The sequence below is a fragment of the Mycobacterium sp. NGS27 genome (assembly GCF_059813005.1).
Genome location: NZ_JCALDT010000001.1, coordinates 333244 through 351988 on the forward strand (window position 1 = coordinate 333244; position 18745 = coordinate 351988).

An 18745-nucleotide genomic window follows, 5' to 3' on the forward strand; every position below is an offset into this window, starting at 1 on the left:
ATCGTGGGTAAGGACCTGAACCGGGCAAAGGCGCACTTCGGCACCGACACCCGCGGTCTGCTAGAAGGCGGCCGCTACGCGCTATTGCATACGCGCAGCATGGAATTCGACGATCTTCGCCCCTACGTTCCCGGCGACGACGTGCGAGACATCGACTGGAAGGCTTCCGCCCGTTCTGGCGGCGTGCTCATCAAACGATTCGTGTCCGAAAAGCATCACAAGATCCTGCTTGTCGCCGACGCCGGCCGCAACATGTCGGCGCTGGCCCCGAGCGGAGAGTGCAAACGCGATGTCGCCGCGCACGTTATGGGCGCGGTGGGGTTGATCGGATTACGACGGTCCGACCAGATCGGCATGGTCTTCGGCGATCGTCGCGGCTGCGTGAACATTCCGCAGCGGCGCGGCGAATCGCACATCGAGGGCCTGCTGCACCGCTGGTACCAGCACACCACGGCCCGTCCCGGGCGCAGCGAGGTCACCGCCCAACTCGAGTACGTCGCAACGCATTACCGACATACCATGCTCATCATCGTGGTGTCCGACGAGCCAGACGTCGACGATCGGCTGGGCGAAGTGCTCACCAGGCTGGCGGGGCGCCACGACATCATGTGGGCGATGGTGTCGGACATGCCTGCGGTGGGTCCCGACGACCTCGACGGGTACGACGTGAACACCGGTCGTTTCGTCCTGAACGGAGCCGACCTCGGCCCACGGGTCGTCACCGCGTACCGCCGCGCCGAGCAGAAGCGCCGCGAGCGCCTCGATGCGTTCCTGACCGCTCACGCCATCGCGCACGCGACGATCGGCGGCAGTACGGACATCCGGCGTGAGCTCGTTCGCCTGACCGAGGTGGCCGCCCGTGCCGGATGACCTGCTGCGCCATGTGTTCGGTCCGCAGCCGTACTCGTCATACTGGCTGTGGTTGGCCATCCTATTGGTTCTGGCTGTGATCGGTTGGTACGTAGGCGTTTTCGTGTGGACGCTGCCGTCACATCGGTTGCGGCGCATCCCGGCCGTACGGCGAATGCACGCCCGGCTGATCCGCAACCGATTCGCCCGCTGCGTGCAGCGCATCGCCGGCGAGCACGAGGTCGGGCGACTGTCGGCTCCGGCGGCGTGCGCCGCAATCAGCCGGGCGGTGCGCAGTTTTCTGCATCAAGCGACCGGCACGCGCGCCCAGTACCTTCAGATCGGTGCGATGGTCGACGGGGACTTGGCCCCGGCCGCGGCGCTGCTCACCCGGCTCGGTGACGCACAATTCAACGCCGAGTCGCGCATCGATGTCGCCGACGTGAGTAGCCGGGCGCAGGAGCTGATCCGCTCGTGGACTTGAAGTGGTGGCCAGTAGCTGCCATCGGAGCGGCCTGCTTGGTCGTGATTGTCGCGCTGGCGGCGTTGCTTCCGATGACCGCCGCTCGGAGACGGCTGCGACCATTGGCCAACGTCGCACGGCTTACCCGGCTGCCCGAGTACGCGAAAGTCGCTCGGCTGCGCTCGCTCTCGACGATTGTGACGTTGGTCGTGCTGACGGTCATGTTCGGCGCCGCGACCTGGGCCGCGGCCCGTCCCACCGTGGCGAGCAAGGATTTCGACGCTGCTCACCCCGAGGACATCATGCTGTGCGTCGGGCAGCCGGTGACCGATGCGACGACGACTGAGCTGCTCGACTACTTCGCGCGACAAGCCCTCGCGTCCCCGCAACGCCAACGCATCGGCCTGACATCGGCCAACCGCCGTTTGGTGCCGCTGACGCGCGACCATCAGTACGCAGCCGAGCGGTTCGGCGACTATACCGGCGCCCATGAGACGCAGTCGGCATCGTTCGCCCCGCCGGTGTCCTACACCGACTACGCCGCAAGCGTCAACGACGTTCTCGCGCTGTGCCTCTCGGGGTTTCCGTCCGACGAGCAGCACAGCAGTGACCGGCGCTCGGTCATCTATCTCGGTCCGTCGGATCTTCGCGCAACCGGGGAGCAGCGTGCCGCTTTGTTCACCGATGGCAGTGTCCGGGCCCTGGCCGAGCGCGCCGGGGCCCAAGTGAATGTGATCGACACCGCCCCGTCACCCGCGAGCGGCGCGCTGGTCGCGCTTAGCGAGCGGACCGGTGGCCGGTACGCCGTGCCGACCGCGAAGTCAGTAGCGGCGATTCTCAACGATATTCGCGCCCACACACCGTCGGCGCGCCGCGCCGACGGCACCATCCTCACAGCGGACCTCCGCGATGCGCCGGTGGTACCACTGGTGATCGCCTTAGTGTCGGCGGCAGTGCTGTCGGTGGCCCTGTTGGTGTTGCGCCGATGACATTTCAGCCCGTGCTGCCCTGGCCGATCCTGGCTGTCGTTGCTGGTGCACTATTGCTGGCGCGCCTGGTGGCGCTGCGCCAGGCGCTCCTGTCGGCCGGACGCCGAAAGCGGGCCGCGCTGCGGTGGACCGGGGTGACGTTCGCGGTGCTGCTGCTCATCGCTGCGACCACTCGTCCGGCACTTCTCGATGACGGAAACCGCCAGGGCGCAACGGCCGTCGCCGGAGCGAACCTCAACGTGTTTCTCGTCGTCGATCAGTCGGCCAATTCGAGCGTCGAGGACTATGGCAATGGTCTACCGCGGATCTCCGGCATGCGCGAGGACATCGCGGCGTTGATCAAGCAGTACCCGGCGGCCCGGTACGCCCTGGTCGGCTTCGCCTCAAAGGCCTCACTGGATTGGCCGCTATCCCAAGATGTTTGGAGCCTGCGCCCAACCATCGCCGCGCTCGGCTCCCAGCCGGTCAGTCCCGACGCCAACGCGGGAGCGGCGGACAATGTGCTGCGATACCAGCTGATCGAGGCGACACAGCAATACTCAGGTTCGCGGAACGCGGTGTTCTACCTCGGATCGGGTGCGCCGGGATCGCGCGCGCCGCAGGGCGACTTCAACGTCATGCGGGGGTCGGTGGCCGGCGGAGCGGTGCTGGGCTACGGCCGCTCCGACGCGATCGATGAGGGCGAGTTGCACAGAATCGCAGCACAACTCGGCGTTCCGTACTTACACCGCGATCTCGGACAGCCCCTGCAACCGGACCTGCCCGACACACCGCATAGCCGGGCGGACGCCCTGAACCGGACCGAGCTGTACTGGCTACCCGCGCTGCTTGCCGCCGGGCTGCTGCTCGCCGAGATCTACCTGTCCGTCCGCGAGTTTCGTCGTGGCCGCATCGCGCGACGGGACTTGGCGTCATGACGCGCGGGCCGGCGCGACTGCGGCTACGACGACGGCTCCTGGCCTACTCGGGCCCCGTCGTCGCCATCGCGCTGCTGGTCGCGATCAAGCTGTTTTCGGTTGTGTTACTCGGTAATTCGGCAGGCCACGCCTTCACCAGAGGCGACGCAAGCGCGGTACGGGCCGATGCGGCGATCCTCGGAGTCGCCAATGTGGTGGAAGCGGCGCGGGCGCCGTTCGCCGAAGGCACAGCCGCCGTGCTCGACCGCCGACTAGAGGATGCGGACGCCCACTTCACCGACGCGGTGGCGCGCAGCGGCACCGTCGGCTCCTGTCCGGCGCGGGTCAACCTCGAATTGGTCCGCGAGACGCAGGGCGACCGGGCCGCAGCGGCAGGGGACCGCGCACGCGCCGACGAACGCTACGCGAGTGCGTTGGCGGTCGTCGATGCCGCGCCTCGAGGGTGCTTCGCCGCCAACACCGACCCGGACCCGCAGCGGCACCTGATCCGCGATGACGCCGCAAACCGCTTGGCGGCCAAGAGGACTGCGCTGACTGCCACGCCGCCGGCGCCACCGCCCCCGCCACCACCGCCACCGGCCGCGCTGCCTCCACCGCCACCGCCCCTCGCTGTCATCACGGGCGACGGCCGGGAAGTGCCCCCACGCCGGCTCGATCCCACGGGCGGCGATCCGCTCGACAAGCTGCAACAGGTGCTGCGGGACGCCGCAGGCGCCGCACCCCCGGGCGACTCGCCCTAAGGGTCTGTCAAGCTTTCGATGTGAACGACCTTCTCGGGCCGCCGTGCCCGTGCGGCAGCGACAGAAGCTATCGCGCCTGTTGCGGGCCGCTTCACCACGGCGAGACACAGGCCCAGACGGCCGAGGAATTGATGCGATCCCGCTACTCGGCCTTCGCCTACGGTCATTCGGATTACCTGTTTCGCACGTGGCACCCGCGAACCCGCCCGGCGGACGTGACCGCCGACCCGGACATCGCCTGGATCGGCTTGCGGGTGATCGCCACCCTTGCCGGCGGGCCAAACGATGATTGCGGAGAAGTGGAATTCACCGCCGACTACGAGTCCGGGGGCCGCGCGGGCATCCTGCATGAGCGCAGTCGCTTCGAGCGCCGCGCCGGTCGATGGTTCTACCTCGACGCCGCCGCGGAAGATCTGTAGCGACGCTCAACCCTAATCGGCCTTGGAGCGAGTGACGGGATTTGAACCCGTGTATACGGCTTTGCAGGCCGCTGCCTAGCCGCTCAGCCACACCCGCACAACTCGTAACCATGCCAGCGCACGTCGGCGTAGCCCAGAGTTTCCCTCGGCGCGATCATTTCGTGCACCGCCGGCGGTCACCGCGCTGCTAGCCGATTAGAGGCCGATGTAGACCGCTTTGGTATTGAAGTAGGCCTCGATACCCTTGCGGCCGCGCTCGCCGCCCCACCCCGACTGCTTGTGACCGCTGATCGGCATCGACGGGTCCGCCGCAAGCGAGGAGTTCACCCAAATCTGGCCCGCGCGAAGCTCGTTGACGACGCGGTGGGCGCGGGACAGGTTCTCAGTCCAGATGGAGCCGGCGAGCCCGTAGTGCGTGTCGTTCGCGGCGGCGATCACCTCGTCCTCGTCGTCGAAGGGGATCACACAGCCGACCGGCCCGAAGATCTCCTCCTTGATGAGCCGCATGTCCGGCGTGGTGTTGGTGATAATCGTCGCCTCATAGAAGTAGCCCTTGCGGTCCATCGGCTTACCCCCGGTGATCACCTGCGCTCCACCGGCCACGCCGTCGTTGACAATGCCTTCGACGCGCTTGCGCTGCTTGTCGCTAATCAGCGGTCCCAGAACGGAATCGGGGTCATCGCTGCCGCCCATCGGCAGCATCTTCGCGAATCCGGCGAGGCCCTCGACCACCTTGTCGTAGATGCCGCGCTGGACATACATCCGCGAGGTGCAGGAGCAGTTCTGGCCGGAGCCGGCGAGCAGGCCCATGCCGGCCCCCATGATCGCCTTGTCGAGGTTGGCGTCGTCGAACATGATCAGCGGTGACTTACCGCCGAGCTCGAGCGTCAGTCGCTTGAGGTTACCCGCGGCCGCCTTCACGATCAGCCGCCCGACCTCCGTCGACCCGGTGAAGGAGATCTTGTCGACGTCCGGATGCGCGGTGAGCGCGGCACCCGTGGTCTCGCCGTAGCCGGTGATGACATTCAGGACACCGTCGGGCAGACCGGCCTCGCGGAAGATCTCTTCCAACTTCAGCGCGGTGAGCGGCGTCTCCTCGGCGGGCTTGAGAACCGCGCTGCACCCCGCCGCGAGCGCGGGCGCAACCTTGAGCATCGCGACGAAAAATGGCCCGTTCCAAGGGATGATGAGGCCGACGACGCCGACCGGCTCGAGCTGGGTGAAGGTGTGGTAGGTCTCCCAGGTGCCGAGCAGGCCGTCGGACACAAGATTGGCCGACTCGCCGTGAATCTTGCCGACCCAACCGGCGTAGTACTTCAGCATGTCTACCGACACCGGGATGATGTGGCCGGCGGCCGTCAGGTTCATACCGTTGTCTTGGGCCTCGAGCGCGGCCAGTTCGTCTTTGCGTTCCTCGATGATGCGCGCGGCGCGGAAGAGGACGTTCGCGCGGTGCGACGCCGGCGCCTTGCGCCACACGCCCGACTCGAAGGTCTCGCGTGCCCGGGCCACCGCTGCGTCGACGGCCGCCTGGTCCGAATCGGGGACCTCCGCGATCTGCTCCTCGTTCGACGGGTTGAAGACCGCAATGGTGTTACTCAATGTCCCTCAGGGCCCCTTCACTCGGAAATCGCTGTCGTCGCGCGACAGAGGTTACGCGCTTAACCAGAGGGTGTCCAGTGTGTGCGGGGATCATGCCGAATGGAAGACGCAGGCGGATTCTGCTGGTCACCGCGGTGCTGGTAAGGAATGCTCAATCCGCTGGCCGGGGTGTTCAAGCTACGCCCGCGCCGCCTCGGATTGGCGGCTAGATTACGCATATGCGGGTTTTTCGCCTGTTCGGCGTCGTCCTGACAATTCTCACAGCGGTGCTGCTTTGGGCAAGCCCCGCTGGCGCGCAGCCGCCTTCCAAGCTCACCGACCACATCACCGACAACACCGGGGTGTTATCGGGTTCCGACCGGGCAGCGGTCAGCGATGCCCTCGACCGCCTCAACCGCGACCGCCACATCCAACTGTGGGTGGTCTACGTCGACAACTTCTCCAGGTTCAAGCCCGACAACTGGGCCGACCGAACCCGCAGTGCAAGTGGGATGGGCGACCACGATGCGCTGCTGGCGGTGGCCACGAACACAAAGTCGTACGCGTTCGACGTGCCGCCGCAGATCCTCACCGCCGCCGAGTCGAACAAACTGCGTACTACCCAGATTGAACCGGTACTGGGTGCTAAAGACTGGAGCGGCGCCGCGGTCGCCGCGGCCGACGGCTTGGACAAGTCGGCGAGCTCGTCCAAGCCGGCAAGTTCGTCGAAACCGCTCTGGCCGCTGATCGCGATCGGCGTTGTCGTGGTCGTGCTTATCCTCGTGTTTTTCTTGCTACTGGTGCTATGGCGGGCACGCCGGCGCCGACGCGCCGCCCGGAGTGATGGGCAGCTGGACATAGGCGCGGGTGATCATCCTGCGCAGCAGGCGTTGTCCACCGCCGACGCGAGGGTGCGTCAAATCTCCGACTACGTCGCCAGATATCGCTCCAACATCGGCTCCGAGGCCCAGGCGCGGCTCGACGAGGCGAAACGGCATCTGGCCGCGGCACACGGCACGGAAACGGGGAACGGCACCGACGCAATCGCGTATGCCAACAGGGCATCGACATTGGCCGCTCAGGCACAGACGCTGGCCAACGCCGACGTCCTCGAAGCGCACCGCACGCCACGACGACGAGGCAATACGTCTACCCGGTGATCGGCGGGATCAACTCGGACTGCACCCCGCGAGCGCTTTCGGAGGTCAGTCTGTGCGCGGGGCGACGCAGGGCCTCGATGGTGCCGTCCATGTGCGCGATAACGCCGCCGCCGGTAGGAATTCCGAGGCCGGCGACCGATTCGTCAAGCGTCTGAATCGCTCGCGTCAGCCGCGCCCACCCGGCTCGCTCGTCGTGCGCGTCGACAATCAGGGGAACGAGATCGAACACACCGAGCAACTCCGTCCCCTCTGTGTCGTGTGTTTCGACGATGCCATAACGCCCGAGCTGAACCGCTCCGGCCGAAATACCAACCAGTACAGCACCTTTGGCGTACCGGTCCAGGATCACGCCTTTCATGCCGGTTTCCTCGAACGTAGTCCAGCCGAGCCGCACATCGCCGCCCGCGAGGACGATCAACTGGGCACGATCGAGGAACGCGCGATCGTCCGGGCCAAACGACGAGTCGATCATGCGGCGATCGCTGATTCCCACGGCATCCACTGCCGCTTCGAAGATTTCGTAGAACTCGCGATTATCGCCGTTGGAGGCGCCGATGTACGCCGCGGTCAGCTGTGCGTTCCGCGCCAATCCATCGAGGGCGCATTCAAGCAGCAGCTTGTCGTCACGTTTCCAGAACAGCAGCTGGCTGTCCGCCAGCAGAACGAGCGGTTGGGGTTGGGGCGCCGTCACTTTGCCTGGTCTTCGCCGGTGAGCTCGTCGAACCTCGCGAGTGCTGCCTCGAGGTCCGCCTCGTCGAAGACCTCGATACAGTTGAGCCTGTCGCCGTCAACCATCAAAATGCTGACCTCTTGCCATTCGGCTTCGAAACCGTCGGGCGACCTTCCGGTCGCCGCGTGAGTGACGACGGCGCCGCGCTGGCTCAACCGATGCACCGTAACTATGCGGATGGTGAGGTCGGGCGTTTGGTCCAGCGCGCTGCGGAGGAATTTCATCAGCTGGCCGGGCGTCATCGATGCCCCGCGACGATGGTCGATGTCGACGAAATCCGCTGTCGTCGAGGGAAGTTCGCCCCGGTTGAGGGCGGCATAATTCTCGACAATGGCTGACCACGTGCGGGCCTGCGCGGCGGCTTCACCGGCCAGGTAGCGGTTTTCGAGGTCCTCAAACGCCGCGTCAATGTCCTCGACATCGAAGGCGACCTGCGACGCAATACGTGCCTCGCCGTCGATTTCGGCGAGGACGAGCATGCCGACGCTGAACTCCCCTTGCCGCACATCGCGGTTGGGCGAACAGATGCGAGTGAGGGCGAGTCGCTCTCCCCGGGTCGCGATGACCGCCCACGTTGCGGGCGCCGCGTCGGCGAGGGCTCGTAGGTTGGCGAGTACGGCGTCGCGACCGTCCCAGAACCCGGAACTCGTCACGCGACGACGATCGTCGACGAAACTGTCGTCGGTCAGTATCCGGGCTAAAGCCACCCAATTGCGGTCGCGGAAGTAGACATAGTAGAGGTCAAGTACCCGGCTTGCCGCGTTTTCGGTTTGCCGCGGCGTCTGCGCTTCCAGTTGATCAAAGCGCGCCAGCGCGGAATCGAGGTCTGCCTCGTCGAAAACCTCGATGCGGTTGATCAGGTCGCCTTCCAGAGTCAGAAGGGTAGCCTCGTGCCACTCGGCGTCGAAGCCGTCCGGCGAAGTCCCATGCGTCGACTGTGTGACGACCGCTCCGAGATTGCTCAGCCGATGTATCGCATCGACGTAGATCTTGGCTTGCGGCATCACCTGCCAGGTGGCGTGAATGTACGGAACCAGGTCGCCCGGTGAAAACGCTCGTCCGCGGCGGTGGTCTAGATTCACCCAATCCGGCGTCGTCGAGGGGAGTTGGTGTTCGTTGAACGCGGTGAAAGATCGCAACAGCGTCGACCACGTATGCTTATGAGCGGCCGCTTCTCCTGCCAGGTAACGTGTTTCGAGCTCTTCGACCGCGGCGTCGATGTCTTCTGGGTCGAATGCAACGAGGGCCGTGATCCGCGCTTCGCCTGAGATCTCGACTACTTGTAGGTAATCGACGTAGAACGCTTCGGACTCTGCGTGGCTGCGTGAGTACCTGGCACGAGTGAGGGCAAGACGCGTCCCGCGGATGGCAACGGCGACCGATTTCGCATGTGTGACCTCGACGGCGGCGACGGCACGCAGGTCTTCGACTAGAGCCTCCTGACCGCGCCGGACCCCGCCCCCTACCACGCGTCGGCGGTCGTCGCTGAACAGATCCTCGGAAAGAATCTCGGTCATTGCGGCCCAGTCGCATCCCTCGTAGTACGCCAACAGGTGCTCGTATACGCGCGTGGCCGCGTTTTCCAGCCGCTGCGCCGGCCGGCTGAGTTCCTCGAACCGCGCGATCGCGGCGTCGAGATCTGCCTCATCGAAGACCTCGACACGGGTGTAGAGGTCACCTTCGAGTATGCCGATAACGATTGCCCGCCACTCAGCGTCGAAACCCTCCTGCGAGGTCCCATGCGCAGCCTGTGTGATGACCGCCCCTTTGTCAGTCATCCGGTGCACCGCCTCGATGTAGACGCTGATGTCCGGCATGAGGTCCCACAAGCTAGGAAGGTATCCGGCCAGGCCCTCTGACTCGGTCGTCAAGACCGCTCGATGGTCGATGAGGACCGATTCCGGTGTCATGCCTGGAAGTTCGTGTCGATTGACCCTGGAATAGCCCCGAGTGATTACCGTCCAAGTGCGCAGGTATGCGGCAGCCTCGCCGGAGAGGTAGCGGGCGTCGAGTTCCGCTAAGGCAGCGTCGATGTCGTCGGTGTCGAATATGACCATCGCAACGATCCGCTCGCCGGCGTCGATCTCAACGACGCCGAGCCACTCGGCGCCGACCTCGCCGAGCATGTCTCGGTTGAAGGCACGCGCATGGACGAGGGCAAGCCGCTCTCCGCGGGTCGCAAAGAGGCTCAGCGATATGGTCTTTGCGCCGACCTCTACGGCGGCTCGCAGGTCCGCGATGTGCACATCTCGACCCCGACGAACTCCTGCGTTCACTACACGACGACGATCTTCTACGACAATGTCGTCGGCCAGTAGCTCTGCCATGGCGCCCCAGTCTGGGGCCGAGAAATAAGCTTGGTATCGGTCGAGTATTGGGCTTGCCGAGTTTTCGAGCTGTGGCGCCAGCGGTTGCAGTTCCTCAAAGCGGGCAAGCGCGGTGTCGACGTCTGCCTCTTCGTACATCTCGCAGCGGCTGACGAGGTCGCCATCGACTATGAATAGGGCGGTCTCTCGCCAAACGGCGTCGAAGCCGTCTTGTGAGGTCCCGTGCCCCGAATACGAGACGACCGCACCGTGACTCGTCAGCCGATGCACAAAATCGATGCGAATTTTGATGTCAGGCGCGACGTCGAAGGTGGCACGGATGTAAGGCGCCAATTCGCCCGCCGCAAAAGAGATGGCGCGTCGATGGTCAACATTCACCCAATCCCGCGTTGTCGAAGGTACCTCGTGCCGGTTGAGTGCGGCGTAGCCAGCAGCGATCGCCGACCATGTGCGAGAGTAGGCGGCCGCCTCACCGGCGAGGTAGCGAGCGTCGAGTTCTTCGAAGGCGGCGTCGATGTCATCGACATCGAACACTATGGACGCCGTGACTCGATTGTCGTCGTTGGTCTCCCCGATGCCGAGCGCCGCAGCCTGGAATGCCTCGGGCTCCTGCTCCTGGCTCGCAAAGGCGAAACGAAACAGTGCGAGATGCGCTCCGCGGGTCGCAACCACGGTTGCCCTAACATCGCTCATCCAGACGTCGCTGGTGGCAAGCCAATTCGCCATCTCGGCGTCACGGCCGTGTCGCGTCCCGGCGTTCAAGACTCGACGGCGATCTTCTGAGAAGAAGTCGTCGGCGAGTAGTTCCGCCATGGCATTCCAGTCGCGGCTCGAAAAGTGCGCCAGGAATTGCTCGATCACCCGGGTTGTGACGTTGGACAGGCGCGATGCCGGCCGGCTGAGCTCGTCGAATCGCGCGTTCGCGGCGTCTAAATCGTTCTCGTCAAACACTTCACAGCGACTTAGCCGGTCGCCATCGACGATGAGAAGCATCATCATGCGCCATTCGACGTCTAGGCCGTCGGGCGAGGATCCGTGTGGACAATTGGTGATCAACGCTCCAAAACGGCTCAGTCTATGTACTTGTTCGATGTGCACGTGAAAATTTGGGGTGAGATCGAAGATGCTGTGAACGGCCGATGTCATGTCGTCCGCGGCGAATAGGGTGCCTCGCCGAGGGTCGATGGTCACCCAGTCCTCTGGGGGAAATTCATGCCGGTTGAACGTCGCGTGCACGCCTGCCACCGCCGCCCACGTATCCGCATAAGTGGCTGCTTCGCCTGCCATGTAACGGATCTCGAGTTCGTTGAAGGCGGCGTCGATGTCGTCGGGGTCGAAAAGAACCCGCGCAGTCATCCGATTATCGGCGTCGACCTCGGTGATGCCGAGCATCTCGGTCTGGAATGCGTCCGGCCGCTGGTCTCGTCCCGAGAGGCGGATACGCACTAGGGCGAGGCACTGTCCGCGGATGGCGATTGCGGTCGACGTACTCTTCGTGGTCCCGAGGTCGGCGGTCGCCCGCATGTCCGTGATTTTGGCGTCCCGACCGTGTCGGATTCCGGCGTTCACCACGCGGCGGCGATCGTCGGCACAAATGTCGTCGGCCAATATTTCGCGCATCGCGGCCCAGTCGCGGGCCGCGAAGCATGTCTGGAAGCGCTCGTCCACGCGGCTGGCGGCGTTTTCCAGCCGCCGCGGCAGCGGGTGCAGTTCCTCGAACCTGACGATCGCGGCGTCGAGGTCGGCGTCGTCGAAAACTTCCAGGACGTCGATCAGGTCACCCTCAACAGTAAGCAGGCTGACTACTCGCCACTCGGCATGAAAGCCATCATCCGAGGTTTCGTGCGTCACCGAGGTAACCACAGCGCCAAGGTCGTTAAGCCGATGCACTGCCTCGACGAAACTTCTTAGGCCATGCGTGGCGTCCCAATTAGCAATTAACACCGACGTTTCACCTGGCGCAAAGGACACTCCTCGCCGGTGATCGATGTTCGACCAATCAGCTGTCGTCAGCGGGTGCTCGTGCCGATTGAGTACGGCGTACGCCTCGCTAATCACCGCCCAAGTATGGGCATGATCGGCGGCTTCGCCTGAAATATAGCGAGTTTCGAATTCCGCGATAGCGCTGTCGAAATCGTCAACGTCGAACACGACGCGTGCCACGATCCGCTCGTCCGCGTCGATCTCGACAACCTCGAGGGCATCGGTATGGAAGCCCTCGGGACGCTGGTCGCGGCCCCACGTCCGGATTCGGCTGAAGACGAGGCGCTGACCGCGGATAGCGATGACATCCGAGGTTGCGTTGGTAACGCCGATCGCCACAAGCGCCCGAGCCTCGGCAAGCATGGCTTCGCGGCCGTGCCGCAATCCCATGCCGACGACGCGCCGACGATCGTCGTGCGAAACGTCGTCGGCCAGTCCTTGTGCGAGAGCTGGCCAGTCGCGGGCCGCGAACCTCTCCTGGATGCGTTTGTTCGCGCGGCTTGCCGCATTTTCCAGTTGCGGCGCCGGTCGGGTCAGCTGCTCGAACCTCGCGATCGCGTCGTCGAGAACCGATTCGTCGAAAACTTCAGTGCGGTTGATCATGTCGCCATCGACCGTGAACACGGCGATCCCACGCCACTCTGCGAGCAAGCCCTGCTGCGAAGTTTCATGCGCCGCATAGGTGATGACCGCCCCGACGTCGCTCACCCAATGCACTTGCTCGACGTAGACGGTGATGTCCTGCTCGGAGTCCCATCCCGCGCGGATGTATGCGTTCACATCGCCGGGCCCGAACGCGGTTTCCCGTCGGTGGTCGACATTCACGCAGTCCGGCGTAGTCGACGGCAACTCGTGCCGGTTGAGCGCGGTGTAACTGCGTGCAACGGCGCACCACGTGCGCGCGTGGACGGCCCCTTCGCCGGCGAGGTATTGAGCTTCGAGCTCGGCGATGGCGGCGTCGAAGTCTTCGACGTCATACGAGACGACACTCGCGATCCGGTCATCGGCGTCGATCCCGACGACGTTGAGGGCATCGTCTTGGGCCACGTCGGGGTCGCGGCCGGTGGCGCGAGTCCGTGCGAGGACCAGGCGGTCTCCACGAATCGCTATGGCGCTCACCATTGAAAGCGTGAATCCGACTCCTGCCGCCGCCTGCAGGTCCCTGATTACTTCGTTCCGCCCATGTTGAGTTTCGGCGCTCACTATTCGTCGGTGATCGACTCCGACGTAGTCGTCACTCACCATTTCAGCCATGGCGTCCCAGTCGCGAGTCGCGAAATGAGACCAGACGCGGTCGAATACGCGCGCCGCCGCGTTTTCCATTCGCGGTGCCGGTGCGTCGAGCTGTTCGAATCTCGCGAGCGCGGTGGCGAGGTCGGCCTCGTCGAACATCTCGCAGCGGTTGACCATGTCGCCCTGGACCGTCGAAAGGGCAAGGTGTCGCCATTCGGCGTCGAAGCCCTCATGCGAAAATCCATGCGACGCAGCGCTGCAGACCGCTCCGAGATCGGTCAACCGGTGTACAACCGCGACGTACGGTTGGATCTCTTGCCCGATGTCCCACCCGGCACGGATGTATGCGGGTAGCTCACCGGGTGCAAACGCGGTGGTCCGCCGTTGATCCATAGTCACGCAATCGGTTGTCAGCGCGGGGAATTCGTGCCGCCTGATCGAGGCGTAAGTTCCGGCGATCACCGACCACGTGTGAGCGTGCGGCGCCGCTTCGCCGGTGAGATACCGGGCATCGAGTTCGGCGACGGCGGCGTCGAAGTCGTCGAGGTCGAACGCGGCCATCGCCGCGATCCGGTCGTCGGCGTCGAGTTCGACGATCTGGAGGAAGTCGACGCGGAATGTCTCCGATTCCAAGGCGCTTCGCGCGTAGCGGGCACGAGTGAGGGCCAAACGCTCCCCACGGGTTGCAACGGTCTCCGAACGCGCATCCGTCACATCGATGTCGGCGGCCGACCGGTAGTCTTCGATCGCGGCATCCGGGCCGCGTCGGATCCCGGAACCTACCACCGAACGACGATCGTCGCCGCAGTAGTCGTCGGTGAGGAGCTCGGTTATCGCGTCCCAGTCGCGGGCTTTGAAATTCGCGTGCAGGCGCTCGTATGCCCGCGTCGCAGCATTATCCAGCCTCCGCACATGCTCGTGTTCGAGTCGAGCGTAGGCCGCGTCGAGTTCGGCCATCGCGGCGTCCATGTCATCGACGTCGAACCACACCTGTCGCACGACTTGGCCATTCTCGTCGATGGCGTATAGCTGGAGCAGCTCGTCGTGCGGCGCTCCGGGACTCTCGTCGACAGTGCTCGTCATCAATCGAGACAGAGCCAGCCGCTCGCCTCGCGCAGCGACCATGACATAGTCGATGCGCGTGGCGCCCGCTTCGAGCTCACGCCTCACCTCACGTCGCCCCGCGTCCGATGGGTGGTCAACGCCGACGATCTTTCGCCGATTCTCGATCGAGACATTCGGGGCGAACAGCCGCTCGAACTCATCCCAGTCCTTGCGATGAACGGCGGCCATCACGCGTTCGCCCACTCGCACGCATTCGCTGTCCAATTCGACAACAGGCACTTCGGGAGGAGCCGGGGTGGGCGGCTGAGCTGGCTCGCCGAGAACTTGCCGCGCCACGTCCGCAAGCGCCGCAGCGCCTTTTCGCTCATACAGATCGACCGCCCGCTCGGCGGCGATGCGCGCTCCCGCGATGTCGCCGGCGGCGCCCAGAACGGTCGCCAGCGTCAGGCATGCGTCGCCGTGATCGACCAGGGCGTCGGTGCGTTCGGCCAGACTGACGGCCTCCTCGGCGACCCGTCGAGCCGCGTCAAAATCATTGTCTCGCGCCAGTAGATGCGCCCGAAGCGCCCGCCATGCGATCGACGCCTTCAGGGCGTGCCCAGCGAGACGCTCACTCTCCGCGCACAATTCACGAGCCTCGTCATCTCGACCGAGCGCAAGGCAGCCCCGGCCCAGCAGCGCCGCGGTCTCGGCGGTATCGGCGTCCAGGCCCATGCGGCGAAAGCCGTTGTACGCCCTGCGCAGATGGGACTCCGCGGCGGCGGCATCATTGCCGATGAGTTCGACGATGCCGGCGAACTGCTCAACTTCCAGCAACGCGTGGCGGAGGCCGAGCTCGGTCAGTGTGCGCCGGGCCGAGTCGATCATCCGCCGGGCCGCAGCCGTGCGGCCGCGGAACGCCTCCAGCACCGCCTGGCATCGCGTCGAGGTGGCCTCGACGGCAGGCGAGTCGGTCGTGATGCGCAGCAGCCGGACTACGTCGAGACACCTTCCGCCCGCGCGCGGAACCGGATTGGGGCCCCACAGCGCCGCAAGCGGCGCACCCGCCAACACCGCGTTCACCCGGCGGTGTTCGCGCGCCCGGCGCGCCGCGGTGAGAGCGTCGTCCAACGCGATCTCGCAGTCGCCGATGCGCCCGAGACGCGCCAGGCACCCGGCGCGGACGGTGTGCGCCTTGGCTTCCCCGGCGGCGTCGTCCAGCTCGGCGAGTTTGGCGGCAGCCGCACCCAACCCGATCTCTACCTCGTCGAGCCGCTCGGGATGAATCAGCATCGACAGCTGACCGTCGAAGCACGTCGCCCACGCCGCTAACCGGGCCGAATCCGCTGCGGCGGCTTGCAATTGAGCGACCGCACCGGCTGCGGGGGCCACGTCACCCGCGGCCAGCAGAGCCTCGCAGCGCGCGACCAATAATTCAACGGTCTGGTCGTCGCGGTCGGGGAGCTCATCGTCGATGTCCTCGAGCGCGTGCAGGGCGTGATCGTAAAGATCGGCGGCACCCTCGTAGGCGAGTCGAGCCATCGCCTGGTCGGCAGCAAGCCGACAATAAAAGGCCGCCTTGGCTGCGTTTCCCGCCCAAGCGCATTCGAAATAGTGATGCGCCAGTTCGGCCAGCAACTCGTCGTCGGCGCCGGGCAGCGTCTCGAGTGTCGTGGCGATGCGCTGGTGCAGTCGCATGCGCCGCACGGATGCCAGCTCGGCCAGCAGTGATTGCCTGACGATCGCGTGGTTGAAGCGGTAGTACCCGCCGGGCTCTTCGATGACGATGCCGGCCTGGCGCGCTTCGTCGAACGCGTCGATGAGGTCAGTTCCTACCACCTGCTCGACCAGATCAAGGGCAAACCGGCTGCCGACGACAGCGGCCGCGGCAAGGGCTTTGTTGGTGTCGGCAGGGAGCCGAGAAAGCCTGCGGCTGACCGCTTCCCGCACACCCTGAGGCAGGGTGCTCTGGTCCCACACGCCGCCGCTCTCATCGACATGGCGCAGAGCCTCGATGAGAAAGAAAGGGTTACCACCGGTGACAGACGCCAATGCGTGGGCGAGTTCCTCGTCGTCGTAGCCCGCCTCGGCCACGTAGGCCGTCACGTCGTCCTCGTCGAGTCCGCTCAGCGTGAGCCGGTTCGCCGTCCCGTCGCGATGCAGGTCGGCGAGCGTCGCGGCGAGGGGATGTGAGCGGTCGAGGTCGGTGCTGCGATAGGTGCCGACGATCTGCACGCGGGCGTGGTCGCCGAACCGCAGCAGATGCCGCAACAGCAGCAGTGTCGGCTTGGCTGCCCAGTGCAGGTCGTCGACGATCATCACGACCGGCGCGCTCTTGGAGGCGATTTCGAGCAGGGCAACGACGGCATCGAACAACGCGTAGCGCTCGGTGTCGGGATCGGCGTGTGCCGGGGGAGTGAGATCGGGCACCACATCGGCCAGTCCGGGCACAAGCGACAGCAACGCCTCGACGCCGCGCACAGCTCTCAGCCGGTCCGCACCCACGCACGGCGCTAGCGAACGCAGCGCTTCGGCGAACGGCTGATAAGGAGCCCCGAGATCTTCGTCGCAACGGCCGTACAGGACGACCGCCCCTTGCTCGTAGGCCTGTTGCGACCACTCACCGGCCAGTCGCGTCTTGCCGACACCGGGTTCACCGGCAATCAGTACGGCGCGCACACCGCCGGCCAGCGCGGTCTGCCACGCCGAAAGCAGCCCTTCGAGTTCGCGGCCACGCCCTACGAACGGCCCGGGCCCAACGAGTACGGCGGGGAAGTTGGGCCGCTCCATCGGCATCTCGGGCGCCGGCGAATCCGATTGGTCTGCACCGGTTTCCAGTCGCAACTCGAAAACATGCTCGGGCCGCGCGAGGTTTTTGAGCTGACGCATTCCCAGGTCGGTGAGCATGACGTCGTCGGCCAGCGAGTCGATGACGAGCTCGGCGGTCGCGCCCGAGCACAGGATTTGGCCGCCCTCGGCCAGGGACCGCAATCGGGCAACCCGGTTGACCGCTCGGCCGAAGTAGTCGCCGTCGCGCAGCTCGACCTCGCCGGTGTGCAGCGCCATGCGGACACGGATGGGGTCCCGCGAAGCCCACGGCTCGTGAGCAATCGCGTCCTGCAGCTCGATCGCCGCCGCGACGCCCGCAGAAGGACGGTCGAAGACCGAGAACGTCGCATCACCCTCACCGCGCGTCTTGATCAGCCGACCGCCACGTGACGTCACGACCTGTTCGACCAGCTCATCGTGGCGGGCCAGCGCGACGGCCATGGCGCCGGCATCCGCCTCCCATGCGGCCGTCGAGCCCTCGATATCGGTGAGCAGGAACGTCACGGCACGCGTCACCGACGGAGCGCTCTGCGCGACAGCGATATCCAGCGACGCGTCCTGCGTGACGATCGCCGCCTCGAGCCGGCGAAGTTCCGGCCCCGGGTCGACCCCGAGATCGTCGGCAAGCAGCGACCGGGCCCGTTGATACGCGCCGAGGGCCTCACCTTGCCGGCCGGCGCGGTACAAGGCGAGCATCAGCTGGCCCCATCGCCTCTCTCGCAGCGGAGCGTCGGCCACCGCGCCCTCGAGATCACCGATGACTTCCGCGGCACGACCGGTGGCCAGCAGTGCGTCGGCTCGGTCCTCGACCAGCGCGGCGTGGCTCTCGACCCATCGCGTCCTTTCGGACGTTCCGCGCCGGCCGTCGGGCAGCTCGGGGGCTCCGCGCCAGAGGGCAAGGGCCTCATCGAACCGGGCCAGCGCTTGGCTGGTATCGCCCGCGGCGGCGGCCTCGCGTCCCAGCCGGGCCGTCGATTTATAGCGCGCGGCATCGACCTCGCTTTCGGCGAGAGTCCAGCCCGCGCCCTGGGTCACCACGAATCCGTCGCCGAGGGTGCGACGCAACGAAGAGATGTGGGTTTGCAGGGCCTTGGCGGCGGTGCGCGGCGGATCCTGACCCCAGAGCAGCTCGACGAGGGTGTCGGCCGGCACGACGGAACCGCTGTGCAGTCCGAGCATCGTGAGGATGGCGCGTGGTTTCGCGCCCGGTATGACGACGGACGCTCCGCCTTGCCGGACCTGAAGCGGTCCCAAAACGCCCAGTTCCACCGATGAAAGCGTACTCACGTCAGCTATCTTCGGCGGCACAATTCAATACCTGGTCAAGATCGAGTAAAGCCCCGCTGCCTGCAGTTCGTCGAGCGCCCGCAACCTCCCGTGACCTCGGCGGATGCCAGCCAGCTACTGAGGCCGGCGCTGGCCCGTCCGCAGCTGCAAAGGTCGGTGTGGTGCTGTACCCATCCGGATACCGAACATTCGCG

The 18745-nt window shown here is 65.6% G+C and carries 10 protein-coding genes and 1 tRNA gene; 7 read left to right on the plus strand and 4 right to left on the minus strand.

Annotated elements, in window-relative coordinates:
- Window positions 1–3: 3 nt before the first annotated feature.
- Genes AC5Y30_RS01350 through AC5Y30_RS01375 form a run of 6 tightly spaced genes read left to right on the plus strand, consistent with a single transcriptional unit; the run spans window position 4 to window position 4377 of the window.
- The gene (locus AC5Y30_RS01350; RefSeq protein ID WP_499915624.1) at window positions 4–870 is read left to right on the plus strand and encodes a DUF58 domain-containing protein; all 867 of its coding nucleotides are present in this window, start codon (window positions 4–6) and stop codon (window positions 868–870) included.
- Window positions 860–1333, plus strand: coding sequence for a hypothetical protein (locus tag AC5Y30_RS01355; protein ID WP_499915626.1), 474 nt, complete (start codon window positions 860–862; stop codon window positions 1331–1333). The genes AC5Y30_RS01350 and AC5Y30_RS01355 overlap by 11 nt, the downstream gene beginning before the upstream one ends.
- Before the next feature lie 41 nt (window positions 1334–1374).
- Window positions 1375–2301 carry a vWA domain-containing protein gene (locus AC5Y30_RS01360; protein ID WP_499916711.1) on the plus strand — a complete coding sequence of 309 codons (927 nt, stop codon included), beginning with the start codon at window positions 1375–1377 and terminating at the stop codon, window positions 2299–2301.
- Window positions 2298–3218, plus strand: a complete 921-nt coding sequence (locus AC5Y30_RS01365; protein ID WP_499915628.1) for a vWA domain-containing protein — start codon at window positions 2298–2300, stop codon at window positions 3216–3218. Before AC5Y30_RS01360 ends, AC5Y30_RS01365 begins: the two co-directional genes overlap by 4 nt.
- The gene (locus tag AC5Y30_RS01370) at window positions 3215–3958 is read left to right on the plus strand and encodes a hypothetical protein (RefSeq protein WP_499915630.1); all 744 of its coding nucleotides are present in this window, start codon (window positions 3215–3217) and stop codon (window positions 3956–3958) included. The genes AC5Y30_RS01365 and AC5Y30_RS01370 overlap by 4 nt, the downstream gene beginning before the upstream one ends.
- 20 nt (window positions 3959–3978) lie before the next feature.
- A complete protein-coding gene (locus tag AC5Y30_RS01375; protein ID WP_499915632.1) occupies window positions 3979–4377 on the plus strand; it encodes a YchJ family protein in 399 nt (132 codons plus the stop codon).
- A gap of 23 nt (window positions 4378–4400) precedes the next feature.
- Here AC5Y30_RS01375 and AC5Y30_RS01380 read toward each other — a convergent pair.
- Window positions 4401–4474: transfer RNA gene (locus AC5Y30_RS01380), tRNA-Cys, on the minus strand.
- Window positions 4475–4572: 98 nt separating this feature from the next.
- Window positions 4573–5979: an aldehyde dehydrogenase family protein gene (locus tag AC5Y30_RS01385; protein ID WP_499915633.1), complete on the minus strand. Its 1407-nt coding sequence runs from the start codon at window positions 5977–5979 to the stop codon at window positions 4573–4575.
- A 218-nt stretch (window positions 5980–6197) separates the two neighbouring features.
- Between AC5Y30_RS01385 and AC5Y30_RS01390 the strand changes: the two genes are divergently transcribed.
- Window positions 6198–7118, plus strand: coding sequence for a TPM domain-containing protein (locus tag AC5Y30_RS01390; protein WP_499915635.1), 921 nt, complete (start codon window positions 6198–6200; stop codon window positions 7116–7118).
- Here the strand turns inward: AC5Y30_RS01390 and AC5Y30_RS01395 are convergent.
- Together AC5Y30_RS01395 and AC5Y30_RS01400 are read right to left on the minus strand one after the other, a co-directional pair.
- Window positions 7108–7809 carry a Type 1 glutamine amidotransferase-like domain-containing protein gene (locus AC5Y30_RS01395; RefSeq protein WP_499915637.1) on the minus strand — a complete coding sequence of 234 codons (702 nt, stop codon included), beginning with the start codon at window positions 7807–7809 and terminating at the stop codon, window positions 7108–7110. The genes AC5Y30_RS01390 and AC5Y30_RS01395 overlap by 11 nt on opposite strands.
- Complete coding sequence (locus AC5Y30_RS01400) at window positions 7806–18533, minus strand: BTAD domain-containing putative transcriptional regulator (RefSeq protein WP_499916713.1); 10728 nt, start codon at window positions 18531–18533, stop codon at window positions 7806–7808. Before AC5Y30_RS01400 ends, AC5Y30_RS01395 begins: the two co-directional genes overlap by 4 nt.
- Between the last annotated feature and the right edge of the window lie 212 nt (window positions 18534–18745).